The following is a 16,725-nucleotide window of genomic DNA, read 5'->3' as shown; positions in this document are numbered from 1 at the left end:
TTGCACAGTATAGCAGAGGAGATCAGATAAAGCTAGGAATTTGATTAGAAAAATTATTTTTGACTGATAATTTAAACAAAATCATCTCTAAACCCTTGCTGCAACTAGCATAGGATAAGGACAGTCTAGGCATCAAAAAAAGCTTGGCCGCAACAGAGCAGTTGCAGCTAAGCCTTTTTAGATTAGCTTTTTTTAGGTGACTAGTTAATTAGAAGCGTCCTTATCTCACCTCTGCACCAACCTCTTCTACCAAGGCCTTGGTGATTTTCTCCATATAGCCGGCTACCTCCTCATCAGTCAGATTATCTGTTGGATTTTGGAAGGTTAGGCTATAGGCCATTGATTTTTTACCGGCCGCGATAGTTGCCCCTTCGTAAATGTCAAAGAGCTTGATCTCTGTTAGACGTTTTACCTTGGCAGACGTGATCGCTGAAAGAATAGCTTGATGACTGGTTGAGGCATCAACCAATAAGGCAATATCCCTTACCATAGCTGGGTATTTGGTGATTTCCACAAAGGCATGATGAGCTGGTAGAGCTGCCTCTATAGCAGTCAGGTCAAGCTCTGCAACATAGGTCTCTGGGATATGATAAGCCTTAGCAGCCTGTGGGTGCACCTGACCAACAAAGCCAATCGCTTGATCTCCTAGCTGAATGCGTGCGGTACGTCCCGGGTGCATGCTCGCCATCTCCTTTGTTGGGATATAATCCACAGACAGTCCTAGCTTATCAAAGAGACACTCCAGAATCCCCTTAGCATGGTAAAAATCAACCGCTTGGGCTTGTGTCTGAAAATCCTTGTCTGCTACCAAGCCTGTGATAGCAAAGGCAAAATGATTAAGCTCTGTTGGTAGTGCCTCCTTGGGATTGCCCTCTTGCTCAAAGACCTTACCAATCTCATAAACGGCAAGGTTATGCTGCTGACGTGCCACATTGTAGGCAAGGGTGTCAAGCATACCTGATACCATGCTTTGACGAAGGACGGAGCGCTCGACTGACATTGGCCACATCAGCTCTGTTAACTGGGTTGGCTTCATTGCAAATTCAAGAGCCTTTTCAGGTGTTGTTAGAGCATAGGAAATGATTTCTGTTAAACCTAATCCCTCTGCAAGACCACGCAGCTGACGACGAAGGGCTTGTGTTTTGGTTAATTCTGCGGCTGTGCCAGCAGCTTCTGGTAATGTGGTTGGCAATCGGTCATAGCCATAGATACGGGCAATTTCTTCGACTAGGTCAGCAGGAATTGTTATATCCCACCGGCGTCGTGGCACTGAAACGGTAAAGTGATCGGCAGTTCCGCTAATACCAAAGCCAAGCCTTGCAAAAATACCCTCAATATCAGCAAAGCTTAAGGCTGTTCCCAAGCGGACATTGACGTAATCAAGGCTGGTTGAAACCTCTACCGGATTGGTAGGCAGTGAGCCTGCCTGCAAGCGCCCTGCTAAAACGGTCCCACCGGCTAGCTCTTCTAGCATGGCTGCCGCAAAATCTAAGGCCTCTATAAGCGTGTCATGGTTAATCCCTTTTTCAAAGCGTGATGAGCTTTCTGAACGAAGGTTTAGCCGACTGCTTGTTTTGCGGATTGATTTGCCATTAAAGACTGCTGCTTCAAGCACCACTGTCTTTGAGGAGGTGGTGATTTCTGTTGCTTTACCACCCATAATACCGGCCAGAGCGACTGGCTGGTCTGCTACGGTAATGACAATGTCATCTGTGGTCAGCACACGCTCTTCTCCATCAAGGGTGACAAGCCTTTCTCCCTCACGCGCATCACGCGCTAAAAGCTTATGATCAGCAAAGGTATCATAATCAAAGGCATGCATTGGCTGACCAAAATACAGCAAGACATAATTGGTCACATCAACAACATTGTTGATTGGACGAATGCCAGCGTTCATCAGAAGATTTTGCAGCCATTGCGGACTTGGCTTGACGGTGACATTTTCAACGATACGACTAGCATAGGTTAGCACCTTGTCAGAGTCAATAGCAACCTTTAGACTATCAGCTGCTGCTTTAGCTGATTCGATAAGGGGCTTTTCTGGAAATGACACTGACTTGCCATAGATAGCTGCCACCTCATGGGCAACACCACGCATTGATAAGGCATCAGCACGATTAGGTGTGATGGAAAGCTCAATGATATTGTCATCTAAATCAAGGTAAGGGAAAATGCTATCACCTGCTGCTGCTGTTTCCGGTAGGATCTGGATACCTTCTGAAAAATCTTTTGGAATAATTGCATCTGGTAAGCCAAGCTCCTGAAGTGAGCAGATCATGCCAAGAGACTCCATACCGCGTATTTTACCCTTTTTAATCTTGTAATTGTCTGCAATGCGAGCCCCAGGCAGTGCAACAATCACATTAATCCCTGCTTTAACATTAGGTGCACCGCAGACAATTTGACGAAGCTCATCATCTCCTGTGTTGACCTGACAAAGGTGCAGGTGTGTTTCTGGAACAGCGTCACATGAAACAACATGCCCAACAACTAGCTTTGATAAGCCTTCAGAGGGGCTTGTGACGCCTTCTACTTCGATACCTGTTGTTGACATTTTTTCAGCTAGCTCGGCCGGCGAGACATCAATGTCAACTAATTTTTTCAACCATTTATAAGATACTAACATAAGCCTTCAATAGAGTAGCGAGCGCTGATAAGAGATCTGCCTAGCACCTGCTTGAGGTAAGCTAACCAATCACTTCTTTGCTCTTTACCCGTCTTTTTCCTTTCTGATTCTAACCCAAAGAACAGCTCCAGATTGAGCGTCAGTTCTTTTTTCAAACTGGTAATTTGGTTTTTGACCACATGATTACTATTACTTAAACTGCTTAGAAAAGCGACTATCTCCTTGGTAGAAGCCTCGAATATCGTTGATACCATAACGCAGCATGGCGATACGCTCTTGACCAAGCCCAAAGGCAAAGCCTGAATACTCCTGCGCATTCACACCTGACATTTCTAAAACGCTTGGGTGTACCATACCAGCTCCAAGAATCTCAATCCAGCCTGTTTTTTTGCAGACATTGCAGCCTTTACCACCGCATTTGAAGCATGAGACATCAACCTCAACAGATGGCTCAGTAAAAGGGAAATAGGATGGGCGCAGGCGAATCTTACGCTCCTTACCAAACATCTTTTTAATGATCATCTCAAGGGTCCCCTTTAGGTCTCCCATAGAGATAGACTTGCCAACAACTAAGCCTTCAATTTGATGAAATTGATGAGAATGAGTGGCATCGTCGGTGTCACGACGGAAAACACGTCCAGGTGAAATCATCTTGAGAGGCCCCTTTGAAAAATCATGCTGGTCCAGTGTTCGTGCCTGTACAGGACTGGTGTGGGTGCGCAACAAAATATCCTCTGTGATATAGAAGGTGTCTTGCATATCACGAGCCGGATGATCCTTTGGAAGGTTCATGCGTTCAAAATTATAATAATCCTTTTCAACCTCAAAACCATCAACAATTTGAAAGCCCATGCCCAAGAAAATGTCCTCAATTTCTTCACTGATTTGAGTGAGCACATGTCGATAGCCCTGCTTCATCTGACGGCCTGGTAAGGTCACATCAATGCTTTCAGAATCTAGCTTAGCTTGAATCTTTGCTGCCTCAACCACCTTAGCCTGCTCTTCAAAGGCTTGGGTCAAAAAGTCACGAAGCTCATTGACCTGTTTGCCAACAACAGGACGCAGGTCATTTGAGAGATCCTTTAGTCCCTTGAGCAGTTCGGTAAGCGTTCCTTTTTTCCCAAGGACAGCAACCCGCAGCTCCTGTAATTCCTTGCTGTGATCACCGTTTAGCTGCTGGAGCGCTTCTTGTGTCTTGGTTTTCAGTTCTTCTAATTGTGCTTGTAAATCCATGATATTCCCTTCTGTTTGGAAAATGATTGCATTAATGCTGGCAGGCCTTGTGCCAATAGGCCTTAGGCTCAGCTGTGAGCAGCTAGGTCAGCTAGTCAGATCACAGAAGCTAAGAAAGACTTTTAGGCAGAGATTATCGCCCTTGCTTTTCTAGATAGGCTGTAGCCTCTATCTTTCTATGCTTACAGTGATCACTCGCTTTTGGCTGGCTAGTGCATGCTTGTGGTTAAATAGCTTATGGTAACAGCACGTCATCAAAAAAAGGCGTATCAAGACTCCTATCTAAAGCGGAGCGTTGACACGCGGTACCATCCGTTTTCATCTGAGCAAGTCAGACCTTAATTACCTCGTCATTGATTGAGTGAATTCCTAATCGTTTCATTAAGAGGGTTTCCAGTCACGACCCTCATTCCCTGTTAACTTCCCTATTAGTACTAGTCTCATTGACTGCTATTCAATTACTTTTATTGTATCAAAAAAATGCCTTTATGACAATGCTTATTTCTTCACTAACCAGGACGTAGGCGTAAGGGTAGGGATGCTTTTAGTCAAGAACTGTTCAACATCTCATCAATCAGCGCTAACTAAGACGATAGGCTAGCCACAAGCATTGCTAGAAACCTCAATCATCTTGAGCCATTATCAGCTGTCATCAGTCATAAAGGACTATAGCCAAAAGTCCAGTCTTGTCTTTTGTGAGACTTTAGCTTACCACCGCTTAGCCTTGACATTTGTCCTAATCAGGAGCTGACATACTTGGTGCTTCGACTAAAGGACCTATCTGTTTTTCTACTAAAGCCACAAGACCAAATATTGTTAGCACCTTTCTTTGAGGGACTACAAGGACTAATGCTTCTCTGCCATGATGGCTAGCTGCGTGATCAGCTTTTGCCATGTGATGTGCCTCACTAAGGCTGGGAAGAGGCTACAGTGATCTGACCTGTTTGATAATCAATCTGTAATCCAGCCTGTACATTAGGGATAAAGACGTTAAATTCTAAGCTACCATCTGATGACTTTGCCTCAAGATGACTGCCGCTTGCTAAGAGATTATTTCCCTCATAAAGCAAAGTTACACGATAGCGGACACGCTTATTGCTATCTAGGGCTCTGCGAATTTTTGTTTCATAATAGTTTTGTCCGGTTGATCTCTCGTTGGCTGCTTGGTTAGCCCATGCGGTTTGAGTAGCAATATTACTGGGATTAGCCATTGAGGCATCAAAGCCTTTTAGCCCGCCAACAAGCGCATAGCCTAGAAGATGCCCTCTATCCACTGCGTGACTATACCTTCCCTTTAACCCCTGAACCTGATGCCAGCCAGCAGGCTTCCATGAGCTATAGCCATTTCCAGTGTCATTGCGCTTCTGATATTGTCGGGTTGACTTAGTTAGCAGGGCATTGGCTACGGTAGGAACGCTTTGCCCTTGCACCAGCTTTGTTTTATTATTGGCATAGGGGAGACTGGCTACCTTTGCATTTAGCGTCGTTTTATTATGATTAATGATATAGGCACCAGTGCCATTCCAAGTAATCACATCACCTAATTGCTGTTTGATGGTGGCTGTCATGACCGAATCTGCCAAGGCCTTGGAGGGAGTGTCCCAGTCTCGGCTTGCCTTCGGTAGCCCAGCTTGCTGCGGGTCAGAGCCAAAAATCCTTTGGTAGACCTGCTTGATCGGGTTATCAGCTACTAGGTCATCATGTCCTACCAAATAACCTGTTCCAAGAACAAGCAAGAGCGCTAAAAAGGCATTAAGCAGCCTGATGTCTTTCTTCTTTTTGATCATCTTTCCTCTTATCATAAAAAGCAGGCCATGCCTACTTTCCAGTAAATTTATGAATCAGCTCAGCCCACTTATCTGGCGATAAAATCGCTAAGGGATTCTGGCCATCACCGATAAGGCTATAGCCAATCATTAGCCCCAGCGCCAGACAAAAGAGTCCTAGCAGCCCGATAGCTATGATTAGCGCTAGCTGATTTATGACATATCTCCAACCACTAGTCATTGACTACTCCTCACTAATTCGCTGAATGTTGGCGCCTAGCTTGGCAAGCTTTTCATGAAACTGATAATAGCCACGATCTAAATGGTTCAACTTATTAACAGTGGTCCTGCCCTTGGCAACCATTCCCGTTAAGATGAGGGCTGCACTAGCCCGCAGGTCTGTTGACATCACAGGCGCCCCCTGCAATTCGTGACCGCCATGAATCATGGCTGTATCACGCAGCACCTCAGATTGTAAGCCCATGCGCCGCATTTCCTCTAAATGCTGAAAACGATTTTCAAAGACTGTTTCCACCATTGTAGATTCTCCCTTAACAATGGCCATAAGCGCTGTAAACTGAGCCTGCATATCTGTTGGAAAGCCTGGGTGAGGAAGGGTTTTAACAGTGACAGGCCTTAGCTTAGTCACATCAGCCTGCACCCTAATGCCTGCATCCTCTTCGACAACAGACACCCCCATTTCTATAAGCTTAGAAATCAAGGGCCGATTATGCTCCCATACAGCATCTCTAATCAGCACATTACCGGAGGTCATCGCTGCAGCAATCATAAAGGTACCTGCTTCGATACGGTCCTGAACAACATCATGCTCAACACCACATAGACTGGTGACACCCGTTATGGTTAGGGTTTCAGTTCCTGCACCACGAACCTTAGCCCCCATTTTGTTGAGCAGCTGGGCTAGGTCAACAATCTCAGGCTCTCGGGCAGCATTTTCAATAACTGTCACACCATCAGCAAGGGTCGCTGCCATCATTAAATTTTGCGTAGCCCCCACTGATGGGAAGTCCATATAGATCATCGCCCCCTTTAGGCGATCTGCCTTTGCAGTGATGTCACCACCCTGCTGGGTGATCTCAGCGCCCATAGCCTCTAGACCCTTTAAATGCAAATCGATCGGCCTACTGCCAATCGTACAGCCTCCAGGCATAGATACCTTGGCATGGCCATTACGAGCTAAAATCGGGCCTAAAACCACAATTGAGGCGCGCATTTGGCTGACATACTCGTACGGGGCAACATCTAAAATATCCCCTGAGGCATCAACTGTAATCTGATTGGCAGCCTCATCAAAGTCGACATCAATATTTAGACCACGCACAACATGGTTCATCGTAAAAACATCTGAGAGAATCGGCACATTCCTCAAGACAGTCTTTCCAGTTGAGGGTAGGATAGTAGCTGCTAGTAAAGGAAGAACGGCATTTTTAGCGCCTTCGATCGTTACCTCTCCCTCTAAACGTGTGTTCCCACCTTCTATGATTATTTTATCCACAAGCTTCTCCATTTTCTACTGGTCATCGTACTAAACATTATATCATACTTCCTGACTGCCTACTCTAGTGGAAATCATACAGCAGGTACTGACTGATTTGAATTAACTCCAGCATAAAGCGGCTAACTAAATAGCCTGAGGCAATTGCCAAAAAAAGGACAAGCAAGCGAAGCCTTCCCATGTTCTCTGGTCGGTAATGGGTAAATGTTGACCAATCAATCAAGCTGATGAGCAGCTGATAACTAATGCCAATAAATAATAAATGGCTGAAAAACATTAAAAGAGTTCTAATTACTTCCATAGCTTTATTATACCAAAAGTCTAACAAAAGAGGACATTTTTTGACGAAAAAACTAAAAGAGCCTATCTACACCTTCTCCTAAGCATCGCTAATCGCTTTGTCTTGATCAAATTGGTAGACTAGACTCATGTTATTACTTTTTACTCACGTTGATACGATTCAAAGCACGCCGCAGCGCAACCTTAGCGCGTTGCACCTCATTAATGTCATGAGTGGTTTCAGCCTCTGCAATGTCACGCTCTGCTCGTAATTTTGCTCGCTCTGCCCGGCTAACATCAATATCACGATCACGTTCAGCAGAATCTGCAACAATGGTAACCACGTTGTCTTTGATCTCAATGATCCCACCATTGATAGCAACCCAATCAACGCGATCGTCCTCACCGACACGACGAATCTTCATTTCATGCACCTGTAGAGGAGCAATCACATTGATGTGGTTAGGCAGAATCCCCATCTCACCATCTGGTGTCGTTACTGAGATGAACTTAGCGTGATGATCGTATTTGATACCATCTGGCGTAACCACCTGAACAGTCATTTGTGTCATGGTATCACCTCACTAAAAGCCCATTTTCTTAGCTTTTTCGATCACGTCCTCAATTGGTCCAACAGCACGAAAGGCATCTTCTGGAAGGTGGTCATGCTTTCCTTCGAGGATTTCCTTGAAACCACGAACGGTTTCGGCAACTGGAACATAAGAGCCAGGAAGGCCTGTAAACTGTTCTGCAACATTAAAGTTTTGCGACAAGAAGAACTGGATACGACGCGCACGCCCTACCAATGTCTTTTCTTCTTCTGATAGCTCGTCCATACCTAAGATAGCAATGATATCCTGCAATTCACGATAGCGCTGCAAGACACGCTGAACCTCTGTAGCTACTGCATAGTGCTCCTCACCAACAATTTCCGGTGATAGCGCACGCGAGCTTGAAGCCAGTGGATCAACCGCCGGGTAAATCCCCATCTGTGTCAGCTTACGCTCAAGGTTAGTTGTTGAATCCAAGTGAGCAAATGCTGTTGCTGGCGCTGGGTCAGTGTAGTCATCAGCTGGCACGTAGATGGCTTGGATAGAGGTAACAGAGCCTTTTTTCGTTGACGTGATACGCTCTTGCAATTGTCCCATTTCAGTGGCAAGTGTTGGCTGATAACCAACAGCTGAAGGCATACGACCTAGAAGGGCTGATACCTCTGAGCCTGCCTGAGTAAAACGGAAGATATTGTCAATAAAGAGCAAGACGTCTTGGCCTTCAACATCGCGGAAATATTCAGCAATTGTCAAGCCAGTCAAGGCAACGCGCATGCGGGCTCCTGGTGGTTCATTCATCTGACCAAAAACCATGGCTGTTTTTTCAATAACGCCTGATTCCTTCATTTCCCAGTAAAGGTCATTCCCTTCACGCGTACGCTCTCCAACACCGGTAAATACTGAGATACCACCATGCTCTTGAGCGATATTGTGGATTAATTCTTGGATAAGAACGGTTTTACCAACTCCGGCACCACCGAAAAGACCAACCTTACCACCCTTTAAGTAAGGGGCAAGAAGGTCAATAACTTTGATACCTGTTTCAAGAATTTCTGATGATGTTGACAATTCATCAAAGGCCGGTGCTTTTTTATGGATCGGTTCACGATTAGCATCTTCTGCAAATGGGGCTTCTAGGTCAATGGTTTCACCAAGAACGTTGAAAACACGACCCAGAGTCTCTTTACCAACTGGTACACTAATGGCACGACCAGTATCAAGAACCTCTAATCCACGTGTAAGCCCATCGGTTGATTCCATAGCGATTGTACGTACCATACCGTCTCCAAGCTCTAGGGCAACCTCGAGAACGATTTTTTGCTTTTTATCGCCATCTTTATAAACTATCAACGCATTATTAATCTCTGGTAGTTTGTCCCCACTCGCAAACACAACGTCTACAACTGGACCAACAACCTGAGCAATTTTGCCTGAGCTCATGTTTTTCTCCTTATATTCGATAGTAGGGGATTAAGCTGAATTTTTCTAAATTCGAGTAGCTAAGGGTAAAAGGCCCCTAGCTCACTAATCCCAAATGTCATCTAGCTTTGAAGATGACATTAAGTGCTAATAGGTCTCTGCTAGAGCGCTATCAGCATACAATAAGCTTATTCAAGTGCATTAGCACCAGCTACAATTTCTGTAATTTCTTGTGTAATTGCTGCTTGACGAGCACGATTGTACTGAATGGTCAAATCATTGATCACATGCTTGGCATTGTCAGTGGCAGTCTGCATTGCAGTCATGCCAGCAGCATGCTCTGCTGTTTTTGCGTCAATGATCGCACCATAAATTAAGCTTTCAGTGAATTGAGGCAGCAGCTGCTCCAAAATCACATGACGGTTTGGCTCTAATTCAAACCCAGTTACACCTTCTTCTGCGGCCTCTTCTGCAACCAAATCAGAAATCGGCAGCATGCGCTGAACCCGAACCTGGCTCGTCAAGCTATTGACATGATGATTGTAGCACACATATAGCTCATCAAAAATCTCATTGACAAACATATCTACAGACTGGGAGATAATTCTTCCGACCTGATCAAAGCTTGGCTGATCTGCTAGCCCACGCAGCTCAAAGGCAACATTCATGCCTCTGGCCTTAAAAAAATCTGAGCCGATGCTGCCAATTGAGATAATCTCATAATCACCAGCGGCATGATATTCCTGAATCATATCCATAATGGACTTCAAGATTTTTGAATTGTAACCACCGACCAGCCCCTTATCAGAGGTAATGACAATATAGCCTGTTTTTTTCACAGGACGAGACACCAGCATGGGATTATCTGAGCCTGTTGTCAGGTCTGATTTTAGTAGGTCTGTTGTAATTTGACGAATTTTTGAAGCATAGATTTGAAAATCACGAGCTGCTTGCTCAGATTTAACAAGCTTTGCAGAAGAAACCATACGCATGGCGCTAGTGATTTTGCTTGTTTTTTCGGTTGAAATGATTTTAGCCTTAATTTCACTTAGAGAGCCTGCCATACTAGTACCTCCCTCTTTTATTTAAAGTTTGACTGTGCTTTGAAGGCTTGAATAGCAGCGTCCAGCTCAGCCTCCTGCGGAAGGTCCTTGGTTGTACGGATTGTTTCAAATAAGTGATCATAATGCGCATCAAAGTAGTCATAAAGTGCTTCTTCAAAGGCTAAAATATCATCTACAGGAACATCATCTAAAAATCCATGAGTCAAGGCGTACAAAATGACCACCTGCTTTTCAACAGGCAATGGCTTGTGCAGTGGCTGTTTTAGGATTTCAACGGTACGACGACCTCGATTCAATTTTGCTTGAGTTGCTGCATCTAGATCTGAGCCAAATTGTGTAAAGGCTTCTAATTCACGATAAGAGGCCAGGTCAAGACGCAAAGTCCCTGCAACCCTTTTCATGGCCTTGATCTGTGCAGAGCCACCAACACGAGATACCGATGAGCCAGCATCAATGGCTGGGCGGATTCCTGAGTTAAAGAGATCCTCTTGCAAGAAAATCTGACCATCTGTAATCGAAATCACGTTTGTCGCAATGTAGGCAGAGATATCCCCAGCCTGCGTCTCAATAAATGGCAAGGCTGTGATTGAACCACCACCTAAGTCATCAGACACCTTAGCTGAGCGCTCAAGCAAGCGGCTATGCAAGTAGAAAACATCTCCTGGATAAGCCTCACGACCCGGTGGACGACGAAGCAAGAGTGACAATTCACGATAAGCTACTGCCTGCTTAGACAAGTCATCATAAACAATCAAAACATGCTTGCCATTGTACATAAACTCTTCTGCCATCGCAACACCGGCATAAGGTGCAATAAACAACAAGGGTGATGGCTGTGAGGCAGAGGCCGTTACAACAATGGTATAATCCAAAGCACCATAACGGCGCAGCGTTTCAACCTGTGTCCGCACTGTTGATTCCTTTTGACCAATAGCGACATAGATACAGATCATGTCCTGACCTTTTTGGTTCAAAATGGCGTCAATGGCTACAGACGTCTTACCTGTCTGACGGTCACCGATAATCAGCTCGCGCTGGCCACGACCGATCGGAACCAAAGCATCAATAGCCTTTAGACCGGTTTGTAAGGGCTCAAAAACAGACTTACGCTGCATAACACCAGGAGCTGGAGTTTCAACAGGCCTAAAGCCAGTTGTCTCAATGTCACCTAAGCCATCAACAGGCTGACCAAGTGGATTGACCACACGTCCAATGAGAGCTTCACCGACTGGCACTTCCATAATTTTACCGGTGCGTTTGACCTCATCACCCTCACGAATCGTTGAAAAATCACCAAGAATAATGATACCAACATCGTTTGACTCTAGGTTTTGAGCCATACCGAAGGTACCATTTGAAAATTCAAGAAGCTCGCCACTCATCGCATTGTCTAAGCCACGAGCACGTGCAATTCCATCACCAATATAGGTAACAACTCCAGTTTCTGTGACATCAAAATTTGGCTGGAAGTTCTCAATTTGCTTTTTAATTAAAGCGCTAATTTCTTGTGCATTAATTGCCAAAAGTCACACCACTTTCTATTTTAAATTCATTTTAAATGCTTGTAATTGACGACGAATGCTTGTATCAATTACCTTATTATTGACACTGATGATAAATCCTCCAATTAAAGAAGGATCTACCTTTTCGATTAAGCGACCTGTCTTTACTGCAAGTCTCTTTGAAACCACTGTACGCACGCGCTGCTTTTGTTCCTCACTTAAAGGAACTGCTGACGTAACTGTCACGTCATATTGATTTGAGACACTAGCCAGCTCGGATAAAACCCTTAGAAGCACCTGATATAAATAAGCTTCACGCTCATTTTGCAGCATAACTTCTAAAAAATTATTCAGATAAATGATATTATCTCCTTGAAGCTGCCTTACTAGCTCAAGCTTTTTAGCACGTGGAACAGCTAAGCTTGACAAGGTCTTAGCAAGATTAGTAGCTTTAAAAACCTCTAAAATGGCAAGCACATCAGCCTGCAGTGCTTCAAGAGTGTCTCGCTCCTGACAGACCTGCACAAGACTTTTTGCATATTGCTCGATAAGAGCTTGTTCTTTTTTGGTCATTAAGCCTCTCCTAAGTCATCAAGATAGCGATCAATAAGCTGGCTTTGAGCCGCCTTATCAAGATTGGCTCCCATAATTTTTTCTGCTAGTAGAACTGTCAAATCTGACATCTCTGTCTTAACGGCTGAAATAGCCTCTGACTTGCTGTGTTCGATATCTGTCAATGCTGCTGCTTTTAGGCGATCGGCCTCTTCTGTAGCCTCTGCTACAATGCGTGTCTCCTGTGCTTTACCAGTTTCTTTGGCTGCCTCAACAATCTGGCTAGCCTCTGATCTGCTGGCTTCTAAGTTGGCTTGACCTTCCTTTTCAAGCTGCTGGGCGTTGAGACGCGCCTGCTCTGCTTGGTCAATATCCTGTGAAATTTGCTGTGAGCGTGCCTGTAAAATAGCTTCGATAGCACCCCAAGCAAAGGCTTTAATCAAGAGCAACAAGACGATGACAGAGCCTGTTACCAGAATAAAATTCCCAATGAGCTCACCAATTGTAACTGACATTCGTTTGTCCTCCCTTCTTATTCTTCTGATTCATTAACTTTTTTTCCTAAATACGTTGCTGTTAATTTTGTAAATACAAAGGCTTGTATGCAGGAAATAAATATGGAAAAGGCTGTCCATGCTATATTAACAAGGAAAGCAATTGGCCACCAATACAGGCGATAATTGGCCAGCTGAACAATCAAGCCTGTCACAACCTCTCCTGCAAAGATATTACCAAACAGCCTGATAGCAAGTGATAGGAAGTTGGTAAATTCTTCTAATAGGTTCATCGGAGTCATTGGCCAAGGTGTCGCAAAGCGTTTTAAATAAGCGCCAAAACCACGACGTCTAATGCCTTCGATATGAACAAGAAGCGTCACAAACAGAGATAGGGCTAGGTCAAAGGCCAAATTAGCTGTTGGCGATGTCCATAGGTTGTAGCCACTGGTTGTTTCTAGCTTTGTAAATAAGCCCAAGTTGTTGGCAACTGCCACAAAAAGAAAAATGGTAAAAAGTAAAAGCGAATAAGACTTCTGAAGATGACTATCCAAATGCTCTTCCCCAATACCATTAACAAAGCTGATTAAATATTCTAACGCAGTTTGCCTGCCTTTTGGTTTTAATATCATCTGACGACTTGCCCAAAAAACAAAGCCAAATATCAGTAGGATAGTAACAATACAAACAGCAAGTAGGGTCAAATTAAAGGTTATTGGACCAAGCTCTACCATCGGTACTTTAGCTTCTTCCATTTAATACCCTCCTTTTCTATATCAAATAGGCTGTTATTTTAGAATGAAGGCCATAACAAGGGTAACGAAGAAGGTACCTTCAATAAAGGCAACACCTAGGATCATCAAGGAACGTAATTGACCGATAATTTCTGGTTGGCGTGACGCTGATTTAAAGAGATTAGCCATCAAAAAGCCTTCGGCAAGTGATACACCAAAGCAGGCAAGAGCCAATGCGAAAATAGGATTCATAATAGAATACTCCTTTTAAAAATTTTTTACTTTGTTATTCTATTCCTTAAAATTGAGAATGTCAACAGCTTTCTTTAATGTGGTTACGCTTTCTTAGACTAATACTAACCTTACTTTAAAACCATCTTGAGGTGTTGGCTTTTTCATTTAAAAAATAGCTTCACATCACTATTATAACAAAAAGATTAACAAATTCCAAAATACCTTGATAATCCAAAGTATTAGGCAAGCAGCTGATCTGACTCCCAGATTTTTTGCGATCAAAAAAGATTGAAGAAAACGGTCCAAAAAGACACTCTCTTCAATCTAAGGTAACTAATGCTTTTTCTTCCTTGATGGATTAGCGTTTTAGCTGCCAGATGTCCTTGGCATACTGGGTGATGGTATCATCTGATGTAAACTTGTCAGAATGCGCAATGTTGATAAGTGACATTTTTGACCACTTGTCCTTTTGACGGTAGAGCTGATCAATCTTAGCCTGTGCTTTTACATAGGAAGAAAAGTCTTCTAGCAAGAAGTATTCATCATTATGCGTGATTAGGGCATCATAGATTTCCATACCTTCGTGTTGACTATTTGGAATGGTGCCATTGACAAAAGCGTCTACCACTGCTTTAATCTGAGGGTCGCTCTCATATAGGCCTCTTGAATAATAATCATGCTTGGCATAGTGGTCATAGACCTGATCCTTATCCATACCAAAGATCACAATGTTTTCCTCTCCGACCTCGTCTTTGATTTCAATGTTTGCCCCATCAAGGGTCGCTAGGGTGATAGCACCAGTCATCATAAATTTCATGTTTGATGTTCCTGAGGCTTCCTTGGAGGCCAGTGAAATCTGCTCTGAAATATCTGCCGCAGGGATAATGAGCTCTGCTAGACTCACGTTATAATTTTCAAGAAAAACAACCTTTAGCTTTCCTTTGAGACTGGTATCATGGTTAATGAGATTAGCCAGCTCATTGATGATTTTGATCACTGACTTAGCAAAATGATAGCCTGGTGCAGCCTTTGCGCCGAAAATAAAGACTCTAGGCACCATATCTAAATCTGGATTAGCCTTCAAATCAAGGTAAAGCTTCATAATATGCAGGACATTCAGGAGCTGCCGCTTGTAGGCATGTAGGCGTTTGACCTGCACATCAAAAATAGCCTCTGTTGAAACCTCAAGACCTGTTTTTTCCAAGATATACCTGGCTAGGCGCTGCTTAGCTGCTTGTTTTACCTGATAAAAATCATTTAGCACAGCTGGATCTTCTGTAAATTGACTCAATTGTAGAAGCTGGTGAATATCCTTGCGCCAGTCTTTGCCAATGGTGCGGTCAATAGCTGCTGATAGCTCTGGCGCAGCAATCTGTGTCCAGCGTCTTTGCACGATACCATTGGTTTTGTTGTTGAATTTTTCGGGATACAAGGCATAAAAGTCCTTAAGGGTATCTGTCTTTAACAACTCTGTATGTAGCTTGGCAACGCCATTGACCGAATAGCCACCAATAATGGCAAGATTAGCCATATAAATCTGGTTGTCCTTAACGATTCTAGTGTTTTCAATGATCTGAGGATCAATACCCTTTTGCGCCATTTCAGCAACAAAGCGATGATCAATCTCTAAAATGATTTGATAAACGCGGGGCAGCACTGTCTTAAAGAGCTCTGCGTCCCATTTTTCTAGGGCCTCTGACAAAATCGTATGATTGGTATAGCTCATGGTTTTGACGGTTGTCGCCCAGGCGTCTACCCATTCTAAGCCATAATCGTCAATCAAAAGCCTCATAAGCTCTGCTGGAGCTACTGCTGGGTGAGTATCATTGATATGAACAGATACCTTTTGATGAAGCTCAGTGAGTGGCAAGCCCTGCTTTAAATAGGATTTGATAATGGTTTGAAGGCCTGCGCTGGTCATGAAATATTCTTGGATCAATCTAAGCTTTTTGCCTTCATAGCTGCTGTCGTCTGGGTACAAAATGGCAGTAATGTCCTTGACTGCCCGTCTTGACTCGATGGTTGGGTAATCAAGCTCATGTTCTTCTGGGATTTCTACGTCCCAGAGGCGAAGATTGTTAATCACATCATTTTCAAAGCCAATCTGAGGAACATCGTAGGGAACAGCTCTCAAAACCTGAGCTCCCTCATAGATTGGCGCTAGCTTACCGTCCTGATTGGCTTTTAGGTAAACATTCCCAAAGAGCTTGACGTCTACAATGTCATGATCCTTTCTGATCTCCCAGACATTACCAATAGAGCCAAACCAAGAATCTGGTAATTCTACCTGATAACCATTCACAATCCGTTGCTTAAACAGCCCATAACGATAACGCAGCCCATTTCCAAAGCCTGGATAGCCTGTTGTCGCTAGCGAATCCATAAAGGCAGCTGCCAAACGTCCTAGACCTCCATTGCCTAGAGCCATGTCGTGCTCTGCATGCTTCACTGCTTGAAAATCAATTCCCAAGTCAGCAAAGGCTTCTTTAACTGTATCAAGAATGCCTAAATTAAGAAGATTTGTTTCTAGCATTCTTCCTGGTAAAAATTCGATCGAAAAATAATAGGCAATTTTTTGCTGCTGATCGGTTAAGGAACGATTTCTTTCAATCCAAGTATCTGTATAGTATTTACGAATTAGCTTTGCTAATGAGGTGAAGAGCTCAGCAGCTGTTGCAGCAGGAACCTTAATCAATTGTTCCTCATGTAAGGTATCTTTAAAATCTCGAATAAATTGTTCTTTTGTGACGTGCAT

General features: G+C 43.8%; 17 protein-coding genes. All 17 read right to left on the bottom strand.

Features of this window, described 5'->3' with window-relative positions; genetic code table 11:
• Positions 1-220: 220 nt before the first annotated feature.
• The 17 genes from pheT to I2432_RS04270 all read right to left on the bottom strand — a co-directional run bounded on the left by pheT (position 221) and on the right by I2432_RS04270 (position 16,725).
• Positions 221-2,626: a phenylalanine--tRNA ligase subunit beta gene (pheT, locus tag I2432_RS04350; RefSeq protein WP_206159006.1), complete on the bottom strand. Its 2,406-nt coding sequence runs from the start codon at positions 2,624-2,626 to the stop codon at positions 221-223.
• Positions 2,620-2,781: a hypothetical protein gene (locus I2432_RS04345; protein ID WP_172452926.1), complete on the bottom strand. Its 162-nt coding sequence runs from the start codon at positions 2,779-2,781 to the stop codon at positions 2,620-2,622. Before I2432_RS04345 ends, pheT begins: the two co-directional genes overlap by 7 nt.
• A gap of 34 nt (positions 2,782-2,815) precedes the next feature.
• Positions 2,816-3,859 (bottom strand): phenylalanine--tRNA ligase subunit alpha, encoded by a 1,044-nt coding sequence (gene pheS / locus I2432_RS04340; protein ID WP_021320646.1) that lies wholly within the window; start codon positions 3,857-3,859, stop codon positions 2,816-2,818.
• A 736-nt stretch (positions 3,860-4,595) separates the two neighbouring features.
• Positions 4,596-4,754, bottom strand: a complete 159-nt coding sequence (locus tag I2432_RS04335) for a hypothetical protein (protein WP_206159005.1) — start codon at positions 4,752-4,754, stop codon at positions 4,596-4,598.
• Between the two features lie 13 nt (positions 4,755-4,767).
• Positions 4,768-5,646, bottom strand: a complete 879-nt coding sequence (locus tag I2432_RS04330; protein ID WP_206159004.1) for a DNA/RNA non-specific endonuclease — start codon at positions 5,644-5,646, stop codon at positions 4,768-4,770.
• 31 nt (positions 5,647-5,677) lie between these two features.
• A complete protein-coding gene (locus I2432_RS04325) occupies positions 5,678-5,866 on the bottom strand; it encodes a DNA-directed RNA polymerase subunit beta (protein WP_012678107.1) in 189 nt (62 codons plus the stop codon).
• A gap of 3 nt (positions 5,867-5,869) precedes the next feature.
• Positions 5,870-7,141 (bottom strand): UDP-N-acetylglucosamine 1-carboxyvinyltransferase, encoded by a 1,272-nt coding sequence (murA, locus tag I2432_RS04320; RefSeq protein WP_037578679.1) that lies wholly within the window; start codon positions 7,139-7,141, stop codon positions 5,870-5,872.
• A gap of 64 nt (positions 7,142-7,205) precedes the next feature.
• Positions 7,206-7,442 carry a DUF1146 family protein gene (locus I2432_RS04315; RefSeq protein WP_206159003.1) on the bottom strand — a complete coding sequence of 79 codons (237 nt, stop codon included), beginning with the start codon at positions 7,440-7,442 and terminating at the stop codon, positions 7,206-7,208.
• Positions 7,443-7,575: 133 nt separating this feature from the next.
• On the bottom strand, positions 7,576-7,992 hold the full coding sequence (locus I2432_RS04310; protein WP_012515433.1) for a F0F1 ATP synthase subunit epsilon: 417 nt from the start codon (positions 7,990-7,992) through the stop codon (positions 7,576-7,578).
• Positions 7,993-8,004: 12 nt separating this feature from the next.
• Positions 8,005-9,411 (bottom strand): F0F1 ATP synthase subunit beta, encoded by a 1,407-nt coding sequence (gene atpD, locus I2432_RS04305; RefSeq protein WP_021320644.1) that lies wholly within the window; start codon positions 9,409-9,411, stop codon positions 8,005-8,007.
• 167 nt (positions 9,412-9,578) lie between these two features.
• Positions 9,579-10,454 carry a F0F1 ATP synthase subunit gamma gene (locus I2432_RS04300; protein ID WP_012515431.1) on the bottom strand — a complete coding sequence of 292 codons (876 nt, stop codon included), beginning with the start codon at positions 10,452-10,454 and terminating at the stop codon, positions 9,579-9,581.
• Between the two features lie 17 nt (positions 10,455-10,471).
• Positions 10,472-11,977, bottom strand: coding sequence for a F0F1 ATP synthase subunit alpha (gene atpA, locus I2432_RS04295; protein ID WP_012515430.1), 1,506 nt, complete (start codon positions 11,975-11,977; stop codon positions 10,472-10,474).
• 15 nt (positions 11,978-11,992) lie between these two features.
• Entirely contained in the window at positions 11,993-12,529 is a 537-nt protein-coding gene (locus I2432_RS04290) for a F0F1 ATP synthase subunit delta (protein WP_037578685.1), read from the bottom strand.
• Complete coding sequence (gene atpF / locus I2432_RS04285) at positions 12,529-13,023, bottom strand: F0F1 ATP synthase subunit B (RefSeq protein ID WP_012678113.1); 495 nt, start codon at positions 13,021-13,023, stop codon at positions 12,529-12,531. The genes I2432_RS04290 and atpF overlap by 1 nt, the downstream gene beginning before the upstream one ends.
• Before the next feature lie 17 nt (positions 13,024-13,040).
• The gene (gene atpB, locus I2432_RS04280; RefSeq protein WP_206159002.1) at positions 13,041-13,757 is read right to left on the bottom strand and encodes a F0F1 ATP synthase subunit A; all 717 of its coding nucleotides are present in this window, start codon (positions 13,755-13,757) and stop codon (positions 13,041-13,043) included.
• Positions 13,758-13,790: 33 nt separating this feature from the next.
• Complete coding sequence (locus tag I2432_RS04275; RefSeq protein WP_012515426.1) at positions 13,791-13,988, bottom strand: F0F1 ATP synthase subunit C; 198 nt, start codon at positions 13,986-13,988, stop codon at positions 13,791-13,793.
• Positions 13,989-14,328: 340 nt separating this feature from the next.
• Positions 14,329-16,725, bottom strand: coding sequence for a glycogen/starch/alpha-glucan phosphorylase (locus I2432_RS04270; protein WP_206159001.1), 2,397 nt, complete (start codon positions 16,723-16,725; stop codon positions 14,329-14,331).

The sequence above is a fragment of the Streptococcus equi subsp. zooepidemicus genome (assembly GCF_015689395.1).
Taxonomy (GTDB): domain Bacteria; phylum Bacillota; class Bacilli; order Lactobacillales; family Streptococcaceae; genus Streptococcus; species Streptococcus equi.
The sequence above is the reverse complement of the archived record's forward strand: the minus strand, read 5'-3'. Positions and strand labels throughout refer to the sequence as shown.

Excerpts from the sequence above, each read along its gene's own strand:
- pheT (WP_206159006.1), bottom strand. The coding sequence starts at position 2,626 with ATGTTAGTATCTTATAAATGGTTGAAAAAATTAGTTGACATTGATGTC.
- pheS (WP_021320646.1), bottom strand. The coding sequence starts at position 3,859 with ATGGATTTACAAGCACAATTAGAAGAACTGAAAACCAAGACACAAGAA.
- I2432_RS04335 (WP_206159005.1), bottom strand. The coding sequence starts at position 4,754 with ATGGCAAAAGCTGATCACGCAGCTAGCCATCATGGCAGAGAAGCATTA.
- I2432_RS04330 (WP_206159004.1), bottom strand. The coding sequence starts at position 5,646 with ATGATCAAAAAGAAGAAAGACATCAGGCTGCTTAATGCCTTTTTAGCG.
- I2432_RS04325 (WP_012678107.1), bottom strand. The coding sequence starts at position 5,866 with ATGACTAGTGGTTGGAGATATGTCATAAATCAGCTAGCGCTAATCATA.
- I2432_RS04315 (WP_206159003.1), bottom strand. The coding sequence starts at position 7,442 with ATGGAAGTAATTAGAACTCTTTTAATGTTTTTCAGCCATTTATTATTT.
- I2432_RS04310 (WP_012515433.1), bottom strand. The coding sequence starts at position 7,992 with ATGACACAAATGACTGTTCAGGTGGTTACGCCAGATGGTATCAAATAC.
- atpD (WP_021320644.1), bottom strand. The coding sequence starts at position 9,411 with ATGAGCTCAGGCAAAATTGCTCAGGTTGTTGGTCCAGTTGTAGACGTT.
- I2432_RS04300 (WP_012515431.1), bottom strand. The coding sequence starts at position 10,454 with ATGGCAGGCTCTCTAAGTGAAATTAAGGCTAAAATCATTTCAACCGAA.
- I2432_RS04290 (WP_037578685.1), bottom strand. The coding sequence starts at position 12,529 with ATGACCAAAAAAGAACAAGCTCTTATCGAGCAATATGCAAAAAGTCTT.
- atpF (WP_012678113.1), bottom strand. The coding sequence starts at position 13,023 with ATGTCAGTTACAATTGGTGAGCTCATTGGGAATTTTATTCTGGTAACA.
- atpB (WP_206159002.1), bottom strand. The coding sequence starts at position 13,757 with ATGGAAGAAGCTAAAGTACCGATGGTAGAGCTTGGTCCAATAACCTTT.
- I2432_RS04275 (WP_012515426.1), bottom strand. The coding sequence starts at position 13,988 with ATGAATCCTATTTTCGCATTGGCTCTTGCCTGCTTTGGTGTATCACTT.
- I2432_RS04270 (WP_206159001.1), bottom strand. The coding sequence starts at position 16,725 with ATGCACGTCACAAAAGAACAATTTATTCGAGATTTTAAAGATACCTTA.